Raw genomic sequence first — 16,975 nt, forward strand, 5'->3', positions numbered from 1 at the left:
CCGTGTACCCGGTCAGGGAGAACGTTCCCTCCTCAGCAGGTGTGGGGGTGAGGACCACCAGGGCGGTGCCGGCGAAGAACAGCACGGCCAGCAGGATGATCGTCCGGCGCCTCCCCCAGGCGTCCGAGACCCGGCCCCAGACCAGGGCGCCGACGGCGGCGGCGAAGATGAGGGAGCTGATCACCACGCCCAGCTGGAGCAGGTTCAGTCCCAGGTCCTGGGCCATCGGCCCCTCGGCGCCGTTGGTCACGCCGGTGTCGTAGCCGAACAGCAGCCCGCCCAGGCAAGCGACGACCGAGATCAGTCCGAGCCGTTTCCGGTGCGGCCCCTGGGTCAACGGCGGGAGGGCGACCCGGGTGCCGTCTGCGGTGTTGTGTGACATGGGAATTCCTTTGTTGGTGACCTGATGAAGCAGGGATGGATCGTGTGGAGCGCCGATCCGGTGATGGGGCTAGGACTGGGCCGGGGCCAGGACGATGTCGAACCGGGCCTTGGACCAGCTCCGGTCGGTGAGGTCGCGGCCGTCGGGGGTCGGGGTGCCGGCGGGTTGTTCGGTGAAGTCCTTGATGAGGGATTCCTTGACGCCGAACACGGTGTCGTACTTCAACAGCTCGTCCCCGCGCACGAAGATGTGGGTGACCAGGGTCCGCAGGCCTTCGGCGGTGACCATGAAGTGCAGGTGTGAGGCGCGCATCGGGGAGCGGCCGGTGGCCTCGAGCATCTTCCCCACCGGCCCGTCGTGCGGGATGGGGTAGGGGGTGGGGGTGAGGCCCCAGAAGTTGTACCGCCCCTGGTCGTCGCTGAAGAGGTGGGCTCGGCCGGAGACCCGGTTGTCGTCGTACTGGACGTCGTAGAACCCCTCTTCGTCGGCCTCCCAGACCTCGATCCGCGCCCGGGGCACCGGGTTGCCGTCGGTGTCGGTCACGGTGCCCTCCACCCAGCAGGGCTGACCGGGGGCCTCCCCGGCGATGTCCCCGCCGAGGGGGATCTCCGGGGCGTCGTCGACGAAGAAGGGGCCGAAGACGGTGGCTTCGGTGGCGTCGCCGTAGGCCTCGTTGTTGACGTTGATGGTCTGCATCGAGGCGCCGAGGACGTCGGAGAGCAGGATGAACTCCTGGCGCCGGTCATCGGTGATGTGCCCGACGGCGGTGAGGAACTCGATCGCCTGGTTCCATTCGGCCTCGGTGAGGCGCACGTCGCGGATGAAGGCGTGCAGGTGCTTCACCAGGGCCTGCATCAGCTGCTTCAGTCGCGGGTCCTGGCAGTCCTCGAAGGAGCGCAGCACGGTGCGGATCAGTTGCTCTTCCACCGCCTGCTGGGCGGTGGAGACCTGCGGGTGCCCGGGAGAGCTCTCGGTGGTGGGGACTGGGGTCTGCTGGGCCATGGCGGGCCTGCCTTTCAGTCGTGGAGTCGGCGGTCTAACGAACGGGTGTGGAGACGGGGGAGGGCCTGGAAGCCTCTTCGAGCAGGTCCAGTTCGGGCCGGCTCAAGGGGGTCTCCATGGACTGGAGCAGCGGTTTTAGCTGCTCGGTGTTGCGGGCGCTGGCGATGGGTGCGACGACCCCGTCCTGGGCGGCCAACCAGGCCAGGGCAATGGCGGCGGGCTCAACGTCGTGTTCCGCGGCGACCTGCTTGAGGGCGTGGAGCACGGCCCGGCCCTGGGTGGTGAGGTACTGGGAGGCCTCGGAGGCGCGAGGGGTGTCGACCGGACCCTCCCCGGTGTACTTGCCGGTGAGGAAGCCGTGGGCCAGGGAGTAGTACGGCATCACGGCTAGGCCATGGGTGCGGGCCAGTGGGAGGACGTCGGTCTCGATGCCGCGCTCGACCAGGCTGTACTGGGGCTGCAGGACGATGGGGGTGTGGAAGCCTTCCCGGTCGGTGATCCGCAGCCATTCCGCGATGCGCTCGGCCGTGAAGTTGGACAGCCCGATGGAACGGACCTTGCCCTGGTCCACGAGTTGGGACATGGCCTCGATGCTCTCGACCAGCGGGGTGTCGGGGTCGTCGTAGTGGGCGTAGTAGATGTCGATGGCCTCGACCCCCAGCCGGGACAGGGACCCGTCGACGGCGGTGCGGATGGTCTCCGGGGCCAGGCCGGCCAGTTGCGGGTGGTGGCTGACCTTCGTGGCGATCACCAGCTCGTCGCGGTCGCTGCGGCCGGTGAGCCATTGACCGATGATGGTCTCGGATTCTCCGCCGCTGTTGCCGTCGGCCCAGAACGAGTAGGAGTCGGCGGTGTCCAGGACGTTGCCCCCGGACTCGACGTAGCGGTCGAGGATCCGGTGCGAGGTGGCGGCGTCGGCGGTCCACCCGAAGACGTTGGTGCCCAACGCCAGCGGGGAGACGTCGAGTCCGGGGGCGATGGTCTGCGTGGCGGCCAAGGGTGTCCTCCTGGTGTCGTAACGGTGCGCGGTGCAGGTCGTGGTGGGTGGGTAGGTGTCGGGGGCGAAGGTCAGGCGCCGGGATGGGCGCTGGGGGCTTCCCCGGCCCAGGCGGCGCGCAGCAGGGCCCGGGCGTCCTCATACGTGACCGGCCGGGGGTTGCCGTAGGAACGGCTCGTGACCTCCTCGGCGATGCGCTCGATGTCCTCCTCCTGCATGCCCAGCTCGGCCAGGGACCGCGGCGCGTCGAGCTCCTCGGCGATCTGCCACAGCCGCGCGGCCGGATCTGGGGCCCCGCCCAGCGCCCGCGACAGCGCCGCGGTCGCCTCGGGGGCCGCGGGCTGGTTGAAGGCCAGGGCGTGGGGCAGGACCACGGTGTGGGTCTGGGCGTGGGGCAGGTTCAGAGTCCCGCCCAGGGCGTGGCACAGCTTGTGGTGCAGGGACATGGTGGTCGCCCCCAGGCAGGCCCCGCACAGCCACGACCCGTAGAGGGCCTCGCTGCGGGCCGCGGGGTCGGTGCCGTCGGCGGCGATCGCCGGCAGCGCTGTGGCCAGGGCCCGGACTCCCTCCTCGGCCATCAACGAGATGATCGGGGTGGCGTCGGGGGCGTAGAGGGCCTCCACGGCATGGGCGATGGCGTTGATGCCACTGGTCACCGACATCGGCACCGGCAGCGTCGCCGAGAGCTCGGGGTCATAGACCACGCTGCGCGGCAGCACCCGCGGGTCCCGGCCGGTCTCCTTGCGCCCATCGGTGGTCAAACCCCACACAGGGGTCATCTCAGACCCGGCGTAGGTGGTCGGCACCGCCACGATCGGCAGGCCGTGCTGCAGCGCGATGGCCTTGCCCAACCCGATTGCAGAGCCTCCACCGACGGCCACACAACCATCGGCACCCACCCGGGCCGCTTCCTCACTGGCGCGCTGGGCGACCTCGCTGGGCACATGCATCACCGCTTCGGGCAGCACCCCCACACAGCGGGTGCCCAGTGCCTGGGCCACCCGCTGGCCGGTGTCCTCCTGCTCCGGAGAGCACAGGACCAGCACACGCGCCAGCCCGATCGCATCCAGCTCCTCGGGCAGGGTCGACAGGGTCCCGGCGCCGAAGCGGACCCGCATGGGCAGGGCCTCGTAGACGAACTGGCGGGAGGCCAGGGGCGTGTCGGTCAGGGTGGTCTCGTTGGTCTGGGCGTTCATGTGGGGACCTTCCGATGGACTGGAACGGGTGGATGGGCCGGCGGGTCAGCAGGAGCTCGAGCGGCCCACGGGGTCGATGCCGCAGACCGTCGCCGGCAGCAGCACGAGGTCCTCGCGGTCCTCGCGGATCGCCGTGGCACCGGCGGATCCACCACCCCTCGTGATGGCTGGCGGAGGAAACACCGTTTCGCGGAGCAGCCGGTGGCGGTAGCTACCCCGGTGCCGCCACCGGCCGCGCTGCCGGGGAAGTGATTTCCTACGACCGCTTAGTACCGTACAATGGACAACATGTTCGCACAGTAGCACGGCAAGGCGCTAGGGGTGATCCAGGTTACGTTGGGATCGCGCTGGTCTGCGGCGGTGGCGGCTCGGGCGACATGACGGTCGCCTGCACCAGCGCAGGCGGGTCTGCTCACCTGCGGGGTGCCGGCCTGTGTTAGCCACGGAACGCGCGAAGAACGAGGTCAGCAGTGAACACCATTCAGCTCTTGCACAAGGCCAGCCAGGTGGTCGACGAGCTGGCCCGGAGGAGTCCCTCGACCCCGGCGGAGCTGGCCAAGGCGGTGTCCGAGCCCCGGTCGACCATCTACCGCATCACCGCGGGGCTGGAGCAGGCCGAGCTGATCCGCTCCAACGGCGAGGGCAAGCTCGAACTCGGGGTGGGGATCCTGCGACTGGGAGACGCCGCCGTCGATGCCCTCGTGGACCGCGCGGCCTTGCACGAGAAGCTGATGTGGGTCCGCGGCCAGCTCGGCGTCGGCGCCTTCTTCTGCGTGCTGCGCGAGAACGGGGCACTGTGCCTGGATCAGGTCCACGGCTCCGAGGTGGACCTGTTCCACCTCACCCCCGGGGGCCTGCTGCCCTTGCACGCCGGGGCCCCGTCCCTGGCCCTGCTGGCCTTCGCCGCCCCGGAGGCACAGGCCGCCGTGCTGGAGAACGCGCCCTTCGACCGGCTGGCCTCGGGCACCGCGCTCACGGCCGCGGAACTGCGGGAGAAGCTGGATCAGACCGCGGCCCGCGGGTGGAGCGTGGAGGACAGCACGATCATCGAAGGCGTGGCCACGATCGGGGTGCCTGTGAGGCACCAGGACGGATCGGTGCTGGGGGTGATCGCGGTGGCCGGACTGCGCGAGAGCGTGCTGAACCAGGAATCGGTGGCCACCGGTGTGCTGCGCACCGCCGCTGAGGCCATCACAGCGGCCATGGACCGCCCCGAACGCACGCAAACCCCCCGGACTGACCATGTGCCCGCCTCGCCATCGCCGGCCCACAGCGGTGCCCGGCAGCCGGCGGCGATCACCAAGGCCAGTGCCCTGATGGACGCCCTGGCCCGGGAGCGGATCGCCACCTCGGGACGCCTGACCGAACTGCTCGGGGAGCCGGTGACCTCGGTCTACCGCATGCTCGCCACCCTGGCCGAGGCCGGGTGGGTCGAGCAGATCGGCCACCGGGGCGCCTACCGGGTGGGCTCCAAGATGCTGTCCCTGGCCGGGGAACTGACCCGGCAACTGGATCTGCGCCGGGCCTGCCGCCCCGTGCTCCAGCAGATCCACGAGGCCACCGGGGAGACCACCTTCTTGTGCATCCGACGCGGCACCCGGGCCGTGTGCATCGAACGCCTCGACGGGATCCGGGTCAACAGCCGCGTGCTGCAGCTGGGGGAGTCCCTGCCCCTGCACGTGGGTGCCGCCCCCCGGGCCCTGCTGGCCTTCGAAGGACGCGCCGCCTGGGAGGAATACGCCGCCATCATGAACCACAGCGGCGAGCCGTGGCGCGATGTGCGCTCCCGATCGGAGTTCTACGCCGACCTCGAGGAGATCCGCGCCCAGGGCTACGTGCGCAGCGACAACAACGTCACCCCGGGCATCGCCGCGATCGGCGCCCCCATCTTCGACCACCGCGGCGACGTCGTCGCCTCCCTGTCGGTCAGCGGGCTGCGCGAGGGCGTCCTGGCCCCGGCCGGTGACCACCCCTCCGTCACCGAGCTCGTGCGCCAGGGAGCCCAGACGCTCTCGCGCTACCTGGGCGCCCCGCAGGCCGGCCCGGACCTCCTGGACCAGGAATGGGCCGCACTGGAAGTGTCCCAGGTCATAGATTGACCCCCACCACCCTCCATGGCATGCTGTGGACATGTTGTCCATCAGGTGGCACTAGCGGCTGGTGGTTATCCGGCACCCGGATCACTCCGGGTCGCCACGCGCACCCGGCCTGAAGCTCCCCGCGGCACGCCGGACGCCCCCATCACCCCCGAGCCTGAGGCTCACAAGGACAGGAGACACTGCGTTGGAACCGATTGTCGTAGGACTACTGGGCATCACCCACCCGCACGCCTCCGCGCGGGTCCGTGCCCTCCGGGAGATCGACGGGGTCGAGGTGGTGGCCGCCGCCGACGACGACTCGCGGCTGAACTACTTCACCGACAAGTACGACATGGAGGCCCGCAGTGTGGAGGCCGTGCTCCAGGACGAGCGCATCAACGCGATCATGGTCCACTCCAAGAGCAAGGACATGGTCGCCCACGCGCTGCGCGCCCTGGAGGCCGGCAAGTCCGTGGTGGTGGAGAAGCCCGGCGGTGGCACGGTGGAGGACCTGGAGCGCCTGGCCGAGGCCGAGGCCCAGGCCGGGCCCGGGCAGGTCGTCCAGGTCGGCTACAACGTGCGCCTGGCCCAGTCGATCACCCGGGCCAAAGAGCTGATCGAGGCCGGGGTGATCGGGGAGGTCGTCACCGTCGCCGCCCGTGGTGCGGCCCTGGTGGGCGAGCACCGCACCGCGCACCTGAACCAGCCGGCGGACATGGGCGGGGTCCTGTGGATCCTGGGCTGTCACATGCTCGACTCCCTCGTGCACATGTTCGGTGCCCCCGAGTCCGTCAACGCCCGGGTGCACAAGTCCGCCCGCCTCTCGGATGAGACCAGCCGGGAGGACTCCGCGGCGGTGCTGCTGAACTACCCGGACATGTCCATGACCTTCAGCTTCGACGGCCACGATCCGCTCGAGTGGTTCGAGAGCTCCCGGATCACCGTCTACGGCACCGCCGGGATGATCGAGCTCGGCATCCTGCCCCAGAAGCTGCGGGTCTACGTGGAGCAGGACCGGGCCGGCTGGCCGGCCGGCTGGACCGAATGGACGCAGAGCTACTTCACACCGCCGTTCGCCCGCACCGAGGCGAACAAGTTCTCCGAGCTGCCCGAGCTGGAGAACATCAGCAACTTCCACACCGAGATGCGCGGATGGGTCCAGAGCATCCGCACCGGAGCCCCGGTGGTGGCCCCGGTCGCCGACGCCCTGGCCGTGGCGCGCATCGTCAAGGCCTGCTACCGCTCCGAGAAGGACCGTGGAGCCTGCATCGAGGTGGCCACGGCATGAACACGAAGAAAGAAGAGACCATGAACCCTGACCTGATTGCCACCTGCTGGGTGAGTGCCGGCGACGCCGCCCCCATGCGCGGGGACGAGACCAGCCCCATCCCCCTGGCCGAGCGCATCACCGCCATCGCCCAGACCGGGTGGGCCGGCATCGGCCTGGTCCACGCCGACCTGGTGCAGGCCCGCGACACCATCGGCTACCCAGAGCTCTCCCGGCTGATCCGCGAGGCGGGCATCGGCATCGTCGAGGTCGAGTTCCTCAACGAGTGGTGGACCACCGGGGCCGAGCGGGCCGCAGCTGATGCCCTGCGCGCCGATCTGTTCGAAGCCGCCACCGCCCTGGGGGCCCGGCACATCAAGGTCGGGGCGGGCATGACCGGCCAAAGCGGGCCTCTGCCGTTCGCGACGCTGGCCGACGCGTTCTCGGATCTGGCCGACGAGGCCGCCGACGCCGGGATCCGCCTGGCCCTGGAAGCCACCCCGTTCTCCCACCTGCGCACCACGCACGAGGCGGTGGAGGTCATCAACCAGGCCGACAATCCCGCCGCGGGCCTGCTGATCGACATCTGGCACACCTACCGGGGCGGGCTCTCCCACGACGACCTGTACAACGTGGTGCCGATCGAACGGGTCTACGCCGTGGAGATCGACGACGGGCTCGAGCAGGTCGTCGGCACCGTCTTCGAGGACACGATCAACAACCGCGCCTACTGCGGGGAAGGCGACTTCGACACCGCCACCTTCATCCAGCGCACCCTCGAGGCCGGCTACCAGGGCCCGTGGGGTGTGGAGATCATCTCGGCCCAGCACCGCAGCAAGCCCCTCCTCGAGGGCCTGCGCTACGCCCACGAGACCGCTTTGAGCTCCTTCTCCCACGCCCTCCAGAAAATCTGACCCGGCCCCGCCCGGTCAGTTCCCCGCTCACCACACCCCGACGGGGAAGCGGCACGGTCAGGACAAGACCCGCGCAACGCGTGTCGCCGCCTCCTCCCGTTGCTGGGCGCAGGTCCGCCTGCGCCCAGCACCCGGGCCCTGCCCTGCCCTGCAGCCCACACCCCCGCCAGACTTTCCTTGACGAAAGGACACACCATGTCCAACGACCGACGCCTTCGCCTGGCTCTGTTCGGCTCCGGGCGGATCGGGCAGGTCCACGCCCGCAACGTGGCCTCCCACCCCGACATCGACCTGGTCCTGATCGCCGACCCCTTCATCGACGCCGCCCAGCGTCTGGCGGCGCAGACCGGCGCGCGGGCCGTGCAGGACCCCGCAGAGGTCTTCGCCGAGCCCGGCCTCGACGGGGTCATCATCGGCTCCCCTACCCCCACCCACGTCGACCTCATCACCCGTGCTGCCGCCCACGGGCTGGCCGTGCTGTGCGAGAAGCCCATCGACCTGGACATCGACACCGTCCGGGCCTGCCAGGAACAGATCAGCGGCCACACCGTGCCCATCATGCTCGGCTTCAACCGCCGCTTCGACCCCAACTTCGCCGAGGTCCGCGCCCGGGTGGAAGCCGGCGAGGTCGGGCCCCTGGAGCAGCTGATCATCACCAGCCGCGACCCCGCCCCGGCCCCGCGCGACTACATCGCCAGCTCCGGGGGCATCTTCCGGGACATGACCATCCACGACCTGGACATGGCCCGGTTCTTCGTCCCGGACATCGTGGAGGTCACCGCCGTGGGCGCCAACGTCTTCAGCGAGGAGATCAAGGAGCTCGACGACTACGACTCCGTCACCGTCACCCTGCGCGGCAGCGGCGGTGAGCTGATCACCATCATCAACTCCCGTCACTGTGCCTCCGGCTACGACCAGCGCCTGGAGGCATTCGGCGCCACCGGCATGCTCACCGCCGGCAACGTCACCGCGACCACGGTGCGCAAGTCCGGTGCCACCGGGACCGAGGAAGCAGCCCCGTTCATGCCGTTCTTCCTCGAGCGCTACGGCCAGGCCTACCGGGCCGAACTGGACGCCTTCGCCCACTCGATCCGCACCGGCGCGCCCTGCTCACCCAGCTTCGACGACGGCGTCACCGCCCTGGTCCTGGCCAACGCCGCCGCCGAATCCGCCGCCACCGGCAAGACCGTGACCGTGGCCCGGGCCGCCGCACCCAGCGCGGGCTGAACCGGCAGCACCCCTTTTTTCAGAGGCGACCGTGTCACGGACGCCTTCCTGATCGACACGACGTGAGAGAAGAGAAAGACATGAAGACTTTGACCCTGGGGCTCGTCGGCGTCGGCCGGATCGGCCAGATGCACGCCCAGAACCTGCTGACCGTCCGGGACCAGGTCGCCGCCCGCGGCGTGCAGCTGGAGATCGTGCTCGCCGACGCCGACCCGCAGGCCGCCCGGCAGGTCGGGGACCGGCTGGGCCTGCGCGCCGCCGACAGCCTCGAGGCGATGATCGGGGAGGGCATCGACGGGCTCATCATCGCCACCAACACCGCCACCCACCCCGATCTGATCCGCGCCGGGCTCGCCGCCGGGCTGCCGGTGTTCTGCGAGAAGCCCGTCTCCTCCGACGTCATCGGCGCGCTGCCCCTGCTCAAAGAGATCGAGGCCGCCGCCGGGGTCGTCCAGATCGGCCACCAGCGCCGCTTCGACCTCGGCTACCAGGAAGCCAAGCGCCGCTTCGAGACCGGCGACCTCGGCTGGCTCCACAGCCTGAGGGCCGTGTCCGGGGACGCGTTCCCGCCCGCGGTGGAGTACCTGGCGACCTCCGGGGGGATCTTCCGCGACATGAGCGTGCACGACTTCGACCTGATCCGCTGGCTGACCGGCCAGGAGATCGTCGAGGTCTACGCCCGCGGCACCAACAACGGGGACCCCGCCATCCGCGCGGTCGGTGACGTCGACACGGCCCAGGCCGTGCTCACCCTCGCCGACGGCACCGTCGCCACGGCCGCGGCCACCCGCTACAACGGGGCCGGCCACGACGTGCGCCTCGACGTCCAGGGATCCAAGGACACCCTGGTCGCCGGCCTCGACGACCGCTCCGCGCTGCGCTCCGCCGAACCCGAGGTGAACTTCCCGGCCGGGAAAGCCCACGCGACCTTCGCCGAGCGGTTCGCCGACGCCTACGTGGCCGAGCTGGTCGCCTTCGTCGAACTCGTCCTGGGCGAACGCGAGAACCCGTGCACCCCCTTCGACGCCGTCGCCGCCTCCCTCGTGGCCGACGCCGCCCAGCTCTCCCTCACCCGGGGTGAGCCGGTGGCCGTCCCGTCGCTGCGCGCGGTCCTCGACGGCACAGCCGAACCGGTCCCCGCCGTCGACCTGGTCCCGGTCCCCGCCTGAGAACCGCCCACCACAAGAACACCGTGAGGCGCCGCCCGGAGTGATCCCGGCGGCGCCTCACCGTCCTGCGCCACGGCCCCGCCCGGGCGGAAGACCAGCGCCAGCGCCCCGGTGGCGACACCCTCCCAGGCCGGCAAAAATCTCTTCCACTAATCCGTTGTCGGGGTGCGCGGTCGCCAGCAATTCAACGGGCACACCACCCGCCAGAGATTTTCCCGTGCGCCTGCAAGTGAGGCGCTAATAGCCCGAGGAAATGATCGTGACGGAGACCCCTTTTCCTGCCGGACGCGGGGGCAGCCGCCACCCCGTCGTCAGTCGGCCTCCAGACAGGAGGCCAGAATTCGCCTCAATCCAAGAGGTGGAGTTCTTCCAACGCTGCGCGCAGGCTGACTGCGTCCGTGAATCGGAGTGCTGTGAAACCGAGTTCGTGCGCAGTGCGGACATTGCGAGGGGAATCATCAATGAACACGGTCTGGGTCGGCGTCAGCGCGAACCTTTCGATCAGCCGGTGAAAGATCGCCGGGTCCGGTTTGGCCAGCCCTTCCCGCCCGGAGACCATGATGGCTTCCAAGCGGTCGATCGTCGGGGCGCTGGTGGGGGCGTGATGGAAGGTCTCCGTGGACCAGTTGGTCAAGCCCAGCAGCCTCAGGTCCCCGAGCTCCAGCTCACCCACGATGTCCGCAACCCCCACCACCGGACCGGTCAGGGAACGATCAAACCTCTCGTAGTACTGCCTCATCAGACCACCATGGTCCTGGCACTTCCCCGCGGCCAGGGCAATGATCTCCTCACAAGGCACACCACTATCAGCCTTGGCGTTGAGCGAAAAGAAATCTGCATCCACGGCAAATCGATCCCATTGCTCCCGACTCATCCGGTCAGAAAAGGGAAGAAAAGGATCCCAGCCAACCATCACATTCCCAAGATCGAACACAACCGTAGTGTGTGACGCATGATGTGATTTCTTCACAAGGCAACCCTAAAATTCTCATTTTTCGCTGTCATATCACGACACCACCCAGCATAGATGGGGCCCACGGCGGGCAAAAACGCGTTCTCCCTCTGGTCCAAAAATCGGGCCATACAGGTTTCGGGCACGAGGAGGCCCATCAGCAGCACGCGCTCCGGCCCTGCACTCATGGCCGATTGGCCGGCCCGTGGAGGAACGGCAGGCGATTGAGCTGGAGCAGCTGCGTCCGCTTTACATATGGCCCGGATACCGGCCAACGAGTCGCGGCAGTTACTGCATCTACTCCCACATCCCCTCCGGCTTCCTGAATCCGCCGCGACTGAGAACCGGCCTTGCGTCCCACATCCTGCACGTGGCTGCCGGCGTGGCGCAGCCTGTTGGGCTGGGTGCGCGAACTCCTGGCCGGACCAGCCAGCCCGTGGCGAGGCGCACTCGTTACCTCAAGACCGTGCCGGTCTGCACCAAGGTTGTCGCCACCTCCTTCTTAGGTAGACTGCTCTACCTAAGAAGGAGGCGAGCATGACGACACCACAGCACAGTCCCGCGCAGCGCCGCGGGTCGGCCCGACAGCGGCTGCTGGAGGCGGCCGCGGGCCGGTTCTACGCCGAGGGCATCACGGCCACCGGCATCGACGCGATCACCGCCCAGGCCGGGGTGGCGAAGATGAGCTTGTACAACAACTTCGCCTCCAAGGCCGCCCTGGTGCAGGCCTATCTCCAGGACCGGCACGAGGAGTGGCTGGGCCTGTACCGGGCCCGCCTGGGAGAGGCGTCCACGCCCCAGGAGCGGGTGCTGGCGGTGTTCGACGCCTACCTCGATCACACTGGTCTCGCCTACGATCACGGTTTCCGCGGCTGCGGGTTGCTCAACGCCGCCGCCGAGCTGCCCGCCGGTGATCCGGGGCGGGCGGTGGTGCGCCGGCACAAGGAGCAGGTCGAGGACCTGTTGGTCGAGCACCTGGGCACGCTGACCGATCCGGCCGCGGCCCGCCAGTTGGCGGAGCACTTCAGCTTCCTGCTGGAGGGGGCGATGGCCCGGGCCGGGCTGGAGGGCGACCCGGCACGCCTGATCCATGCCCGGACGATCGCCGGAGGCCTTCTGGCCGGACTGGGGGCGGGGCGGTGAAGGGCGTGGCCGGGGGGATCGTCGCGGTCCTGATCACCGCGTTCCTGTGGGGCACCACCGGTACGGCGGCGACCTTCGCCCCGGAGGCCGGCCCCTTGGCGATCGGTGCCGCCGCGCTGGGAGTGGGCGGACTGCTGCAAGCAGGGATCGCCGTGCCCGCCCTGCGCCGGGCCCGCCCGATGCTGCGGGCCCACGCGAGGCTGGTGGCCGTCGGGGCCGGTGCGGTGGCGGTCTACCCGTTGGCGTTCTACTCCTCGATGCACCTGGCCGGGGTGGCCATCGGCACGGTCGTCTCCCTGGCCTCGGCCCCGCTGGCCTCAGGGGTGCTGGAACTGATCCTGGAGCGCAAGCCGCTGAGCCGGTGGTGGGTGCTGGCGGCGGTGCTGGGCATCACCGGCAGTGCCCTGCTGTGCCTGTCCAAGACCGGTCAGACGACCGCATCGACCACCGACACCGTCACCGGGATCGGGCTGGGCCTGGTGGCCGGGGCGACCTACGCCCTGTACTCCTGGGTGGTCCACCGGCTCATGGGCCACGGGGTGGGACGGGCGGCGGCGATGGGTGCGGTCTTCGGGACCGGCGGGGTCCTGCTGCTGCCCGTGCTGGCCGCCACGGGGGCGCCCCTACTGGCCTCGAGCCAGTCCTTCGCCGTGGCCGCCTACATGGCCCTGATCCCGATGTTCCTCGGCTATTACCTCTTCGGGATCGGGCTCACCCGGTTGCGCCCGAGCACGGCAACCACCCTGACCCTGACCGAACCGGCCGTGGCGGCACTGCTGGCGGTCCTCGTGGTCGGCGAACAGCTCGCGGTGCTCGGCTGGATCGGGCTGTCAATCCTGGCCGCCGCCCTGATCGTGCTGGCGCTGGCACCGACCAACACCACCGGACCCCGACCAGCCATCGCCGGCGCTTCCGGCGAGAGCATTCCCGCCGGCACGAGCCCAACCACCCAGAAAAGACCGGCCCAGGCCGCCCCGGCACTGCTGCCATGACGGCGGCGCCGGCACGGGACCGATGCCCCTGAGCGAACAGGACGCTGAACCGCACCCGGATGGGCGATGGTCTCCGCAGGCAATGAGGGTCCCATCGCCGCTTTACATATGGCGGACTACCGGGCGGGCTCACGAAGCGGTGGCGCAGTAGGAGTTGCCCTCCGCATCCGTGATCACCCGGACGCCGTCGGGGCGTAGCATCGGCCGGTGACAGAGATCTGACAGGAGAAGTGTGGAGGTGGGCCGCCGTTGGACGTGCTCATGGCGGCCCTGCCCATGGTGCTGACCCTGGGTCTGCTGCTCGTGCCGGCGCCGCCGTGGGTGGCTCCCACGGTCGGACTGGTGTCAGCCGTGGTGATCGGCCTGGCCTGGTTCGGCACCCCTGTGGCGGAGGTGTCCTCGGCCTTCGGCGAGGGCTTCTGGATCCTGGTCGAGGTGCTGGCGATCATTGCCGGCGGGATCCTGCTCTCCCGCGTCATGGACCGGACCGGCGCTCAGGAGAAGCTGGCCCGGTGGCTCTCGGACGGCGGCGGCCCCACGGTGCTCTCGGCGCTGCTCATGGTGCACGGGGTGGTGCCGTTCATGGAGACCGTCACCGGGTTCGGCGTCTCCGTGATCATCGGGCTGCCGCTGCTGCTGTCCCTGGGGTTCACGCCGTTGCGAGCGGCCTCGCTCTCGCTGGTGGCGCTCATGGTGGGCCCGTGGGGCTCCATGGGGCCCGGCACGCTCCTGGGCTCCCAGATCGCCGGCGTCACCCTGCACGACCTCGGGGTGGCCTCCGGAGTCCTGAACGTCATCGCCTTCCTGGGATCCGGTGCCGTGGCCGCGGTCATCGCCGGCCGGGGACTGCCCACCTCCGATGCCCGGGCCCGGGCCCGGCCCGCTGACTACGGGGCCTGGATCGGCATGGGACTGGCATCGGGCGTGGTGCTGTCCGCCCTGGTCCTCGCCGCCAATCTGGCGTTCGGCACGGCCGTGGCCGGTGCGGTGGCCACCCTGGTGATGTCCGCGGGCTGGGCCGGCGTGATCAGCCGCGGACGGATGGGGCCCGTCCCGGCCCGCGCCCTGGTGCCGTACCTGGTGCTGCTCGGAGGCACCATCATCGGGCAGCTCCTCGAAGGCCTGCTGCCGCCCGGTGAGTTCGGCGCGGTGCTGGGCTCGCCGGCCCTGTGGTCCATCACCGGCGCCCTGGTCGGCGTCGTCGTGCTCTCCATGGACAGGGAACACCGGCGGCGACTGCCGCGGGAGATCCGCCGGATGTGGCTCCAGGTGGCGGCGCCGACCGGCCTGTACCTGGTGCTGGGCAGCGCGGTCTCCGGGGGCGGGCTGGCCGAGGCGCTGGCCGCGGCGCTGACCGGGCTGGGTCAGGCCTACCTGTTCCTGGTGCCCATGGTCGGTGGTCTGGGGGGATACATCACGGCCTCGGGCACGGGCGCCAACGCCATGTTCGGCGGCACCCAGGACGCAGCCGCGCATGCCCTCGGCATGGACCCGCTGTGGATGATGGCCTCCCAGAACGTGGCGGCCGGACTGGCCTGCCTGGCCAGCCCGGCGCGCATCGAGCTCGCCTACCGGATCGCCGGCCCACTCCAGCAGAAGGACACCCCCGGGCCCGTCCTCACCCGCGGGGCCCTGGTGGCGAGGACCCTGCCCTTCGTGCTGGTGTGCTTGGTGCTGTGGGGCATCGGGAACATGCTCTGGATGCCGGTGGCAGGCTGACTCCCGCTCCGAAGTCCACGCTGTCGACCGAGGACCGGAGGGACGCCGCCCTGGACGTGCACGAGCGGCTCGTGCGCGCCATCGAGGACCAGGACGAGCAGACCGCGCGCACCATCGCCCGCGAGCACACGGAGGCCGCCGGTCGTGCCGCGTCGTCGAGCCGTCCGTCCTGCGGTCGGCATCGACCGGGAGCGTCGTCGGGTGCCGTCCGGGGTCTTGGCATCGATGAGTCCGTGGGCGCATCCTGAACCCAGACCAGCGGCGAAGCGGGGGAGGGGCGATTCCGGTGACGCGTCCACGGCATCGCAGGACCTCGCACCCTCGTGATCTGTGGGCGGACCCGCTGGGTCGGGCGACCACCCGGGCGCTGCAGGGGCTGGTGCTGCTGAGCGCGACGGCGGTGGTGGTCTACGGGCTGATCCAGCTCAAGCTGGTGGTGATCCCGCTGCTGATCGCCCTGGTCCTGGCCGCTGCGCTGAACCCCCTGGTCGCCTCTCTGCGCCGGCACCGTGTGCCCGGGGCGCTGGCGACCTGGATCGTGTTCGTCGCCGCGATCGTGGTCCTGGGCGGGGTGGTCACCGGCATGGTCTTCGCGGTGCGCAGCGAGTGGGCGGAGCTGGTGGCCTCCGCGGTGGGCGGGCTGGACCGGTTGCGCCAGTTCGTGGTGGCCGGGCCGATCCCGGTCGGCCAGCAGGGCCTGGACGAGGCTCTGACCGCCGTCGTGGACTTCACGGCCAGCCCCAGCTTCGGTGCCGGGGCGCTGCTGGGGATCTCCGCGGCCACCCAGGTGGTCACCGGCGCGGTGCTGGTGGCCGTGATCCTCTACTTCTTCCTCCAGGACGGGGCCCGGATCTGGGCGTTCGTCCTGAGCCGTTTCCACGGTGAGACCCTGGAGAAGCTGCTGACCTCGGGCACCACGACCCTGCACGTGCTGGGCGGCTATGTGCGCGGCACCGCGGTGGTGGCGCTGCTGGAAGCGGTGGTCATCGGCGTCACCCTGCTGGTGCTGCGGGTGCCCCTGGCCCTGCCCCTGTCGGTGCTGATCTTCCTGGGCGGCTTCATCCCCATCGTGGGGGCCGCCCTGATCGGCGGCGTGGCAGTCCTGGTGGCCCTGGTGGCCAACGGCCCGGTGGTGGCGCTGGTGGTGGTGGCGGTGGTGGTGGCCACCAACCAGCTCGACGGGAGGGTGCTCCAGCCGATGGTGCTGGGCCGGGCCCTGAGCCTGCACCCGCTGGTGGTGCTGCTCGCCCTGGCCGCCGGCGGGATCCTCTCCGGCGTCGTCGGGGCCGTGCTGGCCGTCCCGCTGACCGCGGTGGGATGGGCTCTGATCCAGATCTGGTTCCCGAACCCCCGAAACCCCGATGTCCTGTCCCGGCCGGCTGCGCGTCCCGGCGTCCGGCTGAAGCCACCGGCCCCGGACGCGCCCGTCGACGGGTGACGGCCTCGGGGCGCCGCAGGACCGGCAGCGTCACCGGAGGACGGGGGCGGATGGACGCCGCCGACGTGTTCCCTTGCGGACCGATCCACCGCCGGGCGGCGCCTATCTGCGGTCAGGGCGGCAGCCAACTGGGTTCATGACGGCGTCCTGCCGGTATGAGTCGGTGATCCGGGTGGGGGCCGGACGGATGCACATCCGGATGTTCTACGTTGGCGAGACCTCCTCGGGGAGGTCAGCTCGACACCGCCTCCCAGCACCGAGGACCCGCAGCGGGAGAACTCTCATCACCGCGGCGACGGTGAGCCCGAGCGCAGCAGCACCCCCGGGCTGCCACCAGCCACAGTGTGAACGGGGAAGCACCGACCCTGGGGTGCTCTCCCGGTACGCCCTTCACCAGGGACTCCCTGAGCTCTGCCGTTCCTGATGAGGTGGTGCAGTCGCTGATCCGTCGGGTCCTTCCCGCACGCTCGGGCGACTGCGCGGACGGGTCTCCCGCCAC

The 16,975-nt window shown here is 70.3% G+C and carries 16 protein-coding genes; 10 read left to right on the top strand and 6 right to left on the bottom strand.

From position 1 onward, the window contains the following. From RF640_RS06090 to RF640_RS06110, 5 genes are all read right to left on the bottom strand, one after another. A partial coding sequence (locus RF640_RS06090) for an MFS transporter (protein ID WP_368827115.1) occupies window positions 1-382 on the bottom strand: 382 nt, incomplete at its 3' end. A 69-nt stretch (window positions 383-451) separates the two neighbouring features. Further along, window positions 452-1,384, bottom strand: coding sequence for a dioxygenase (locus RF640_RS06095; protein WP_109221888.1), 933 nt, complete (start codon window positions 1,382-1,384; stop codon window positions 452-454). A gap of 34 nt (window positions 1,385-1,418) precedes the next feature. After that, the gene (locus RF640_RS06100; protein ID WP_109269519.1) at window positions 1,419-2,381 is read right to left on the bottom strand and encodes an aldo/keto reductase; all 963 of its coding nucleotides are present in this window, start codon (window positions 2,379-2,381) and stop codon (window positions 1,419-1,421) included. Between the two features lie 71 nt (window positions 2,382-2,452). Further along, on the bottom strand, window positions 2,453-3,577 hold the full coding sequence (locus RF640_RS06105) for a maleylacetate reductase (protein ID WP_109221886.1): 1,125 nt from the start codon (window positions 3,575-3,577) through the stop codon (window positions 2,453-2,455). Window positions 3,578-3,622: 45 nt separating this feature from the next. Beyond that, window positions 3,623-3,760, bottom strand: a complete 138-nt coding sequence (locus tag RF640_RS06110; RefSeq protein WP_161976678.1) for a hypothetical protein — start codon at window positions 3,758-3,760, stop codon at window positions 3,623-3,625. Window positions 3,761-4,047: 287 nt separating this feature from the next. Between RF640_RS06110 and RF640_RS06115 the strand changes: the two genes are divergently transcribed. From RF640_RS06115 to RF640_RS06135, 5 genes are all read left to right on the top strand, one after another. Then, window positions 4,048-5,676, top strand: a complete 1,629-nt coding sequence (locus tag RF640_RS06115; RefSeq protein WP_109221885.1) for an IclR family transcriptional regulator — start codon at window positions 4,048-4,050, stop codon at window positions 5,674-5,676. A 184-nt stretch (window positions 5,677-5,860) separates the two neighbouring features. Then, complete coding sequence (locus RF640_RS06120; protein ID WP_368827120.1) at window positions 5,861-6,943, top strand: Gfo/Idh/MocA family protein; 1,083 nt, start codon at window positions 5,861-5,863, stop codon at window positions 6,941-6,943. 20 nt (window positions 6,944-6,963) lie between these two features. Then, the gene (locus tag RF640_RS06125) at window positions 6,964-7,836 is read left to right on the top strand and encodes a sugar phosphate isomerase/epimerase family protein (protein WP_368827122.1); all 873 of its coding nucleotides are present in this window, start codon (window positions 6,964-6,966) and stop codon (window positions 7,834-7,836) included. A gap of 195 nt (window positions 7,837-8,031) precedes the next feature. Then, a complete protein-coding gene (iolG, locus tag RF640_RS06130) occupies window positions 8,032-9,063 on the top strand; it encodes an inositol 2-dehydrogenase (RefSeq protein ID WP_272027466.1) in 1,032 nt (343 codons plus the stop codon). 80 nt (window positions 9,064-9,143) lie between these two features. Then, on the top strand, window positions 9,144-10,232 hold the full coding sequence (locus tag RF640_RS06135; protein ID WP_272027464.1) for a Gfo/Idh/MocA family oxidoreductase: 1,089 nt from the start codon (window positions 9,144-9,146) through the stop codon (window positions 10,230-10,232). Window positions 10,233-10,578: 346 nt separating this feature from the next. On the opposite strand, the gene RF640_RS06140 is transcribed toward RF640_RS06135, so the two are convergent. Further along, a complete protein-coding gene (locus RF640_RS06140; RefSeq protein WP_290467765.1) occupies window positions 10,579-11,166 on the bottom strand; it encodes an HAD-IA family hydrolase in 588 nt (195 codons plus the stop codon). Window positions 11,167-11,721: 555 nt separating this feature from the next. Between RF640_RS06140 and RF640_RS06145 the strand changes: the two genes are divergently transcribed. The 5 genes from RF640_RS06145 (at window position 11,722) to RF640_RS06165 (ending at window position 16,476) form a co-directional block, all read left to right on the top strand. After that, window positions 11,722-12,327 (top strand): TetR/AcrR family transcriptional regulator, encoded by a 606-nt coding sequence (locus tag RF640_RS06145; RefSeq protein WP_368827125.1) that lies wholly within the window; start codon window positions 11,722-11,724, stop codon window positions 12,325-12,327. Between the two features lie 5 nt (window positions 12,328-12,332). Further along, the gene (locus tag RF640_RS06150; protein WP_249033735.1) at window positions 12,333-13,319 is read left to right on the top strand and encodes a DMT family transporter; all 987 of its coding nucleotides are present in this window, start codon (window positions 12,333-12,335) and stop codon (window positions 13,317-13,319) included. Between the two features lie 255 nt (window positions 13,320-13,574). Beyond that, window positions 13,575-15,038: an L-lactate permease gene (locus tag RF640_RS06155; RefSeq protein WP_272027472.1), complete on the top strand. Its 1,464-nt coding sequence runs from the start codon at window positions 13,575-13,577 to the stop codon at window positions 15,036-15,038. After that, a complete protein-coding gene (locus tag RF640_RS06160; RefSeq protein ID WP_158279194.1) occupies window positions 14,996-15,286 on the top strand; it encodes an FCD domain-containing protein in 291 nt (96 codons plus the stop codon). The genes RF640_RS06155 and RF640_RS06160 overlap by 43 nt, the downstream gene beginning before the upstream one ends. A gap of 38 nt (window positions 15,287-15,324) precedes the next feature. Next, window positions 15,325-16,476: an AI-2E family transporter gene (locus RF640_RS06165; protein WP_272028058.1), complete on the top strand. Its 1,152-nt coding sequence runs from the start codon at window positions 15,325-15,327 to the stop codon at window positions 16,474-16,476. Window positions 16,477-16,975 lie beyond the last annotated feature (499 nt).

Origin of the sequence: Kocuria sp. CPCC 205231, assembly GCF_040980965.1 — a bacterium.
Taxonomy (GTDB): Bacteria; Actinomycetota; Actinomycetes; order Actinomycetales; family Micrococcaceae; genus Kocuria; species Kocuria rosea.

Coding starts and splice junctions, on each gene's coding strand:
- RF640_RS06095 (WP_109221888.1), bottom strand. CDS start 1,384: ATGGCCCAGCAGACCCCAGTCCCCACCACCGAGAGCTCTCCCGGGCAC.
- RF640_RS06125 (WP_368827122.1), top strand. CDS start 6,964: ATGAACCCTGACCTGATTGCCACCTGCTGGGTGAGTGCCGGCGACGCC.
- RF640_RS06145 (WP_368827125.1), top strand. CDS start 11,722: ATGACGACACCACAGCACAGTCCCGCGCAGCGCCGCGGGTCGGCCCGA.
- RF640_RS06105 (WP_109221886.1), bottom strand. CDS start 3,577: ATGAACGCCCAGACCAACGAGACCACCCTGACCGACACGCCCCTGGCC.
- RF640_RS06135 (WP_272027464.1), top strand. CDS start 9,144: ATGAAGACTTTGACCCTGGGGCTCGTCGGCGTCGGCCGGATCGGCCAG.
- iolG (WP_272027466.1), top strand. CDS start 8,032: ATGTCCAACGACCGACGCCTTCGCCTGGCTCTGTTCGGCTCCGGGCGG.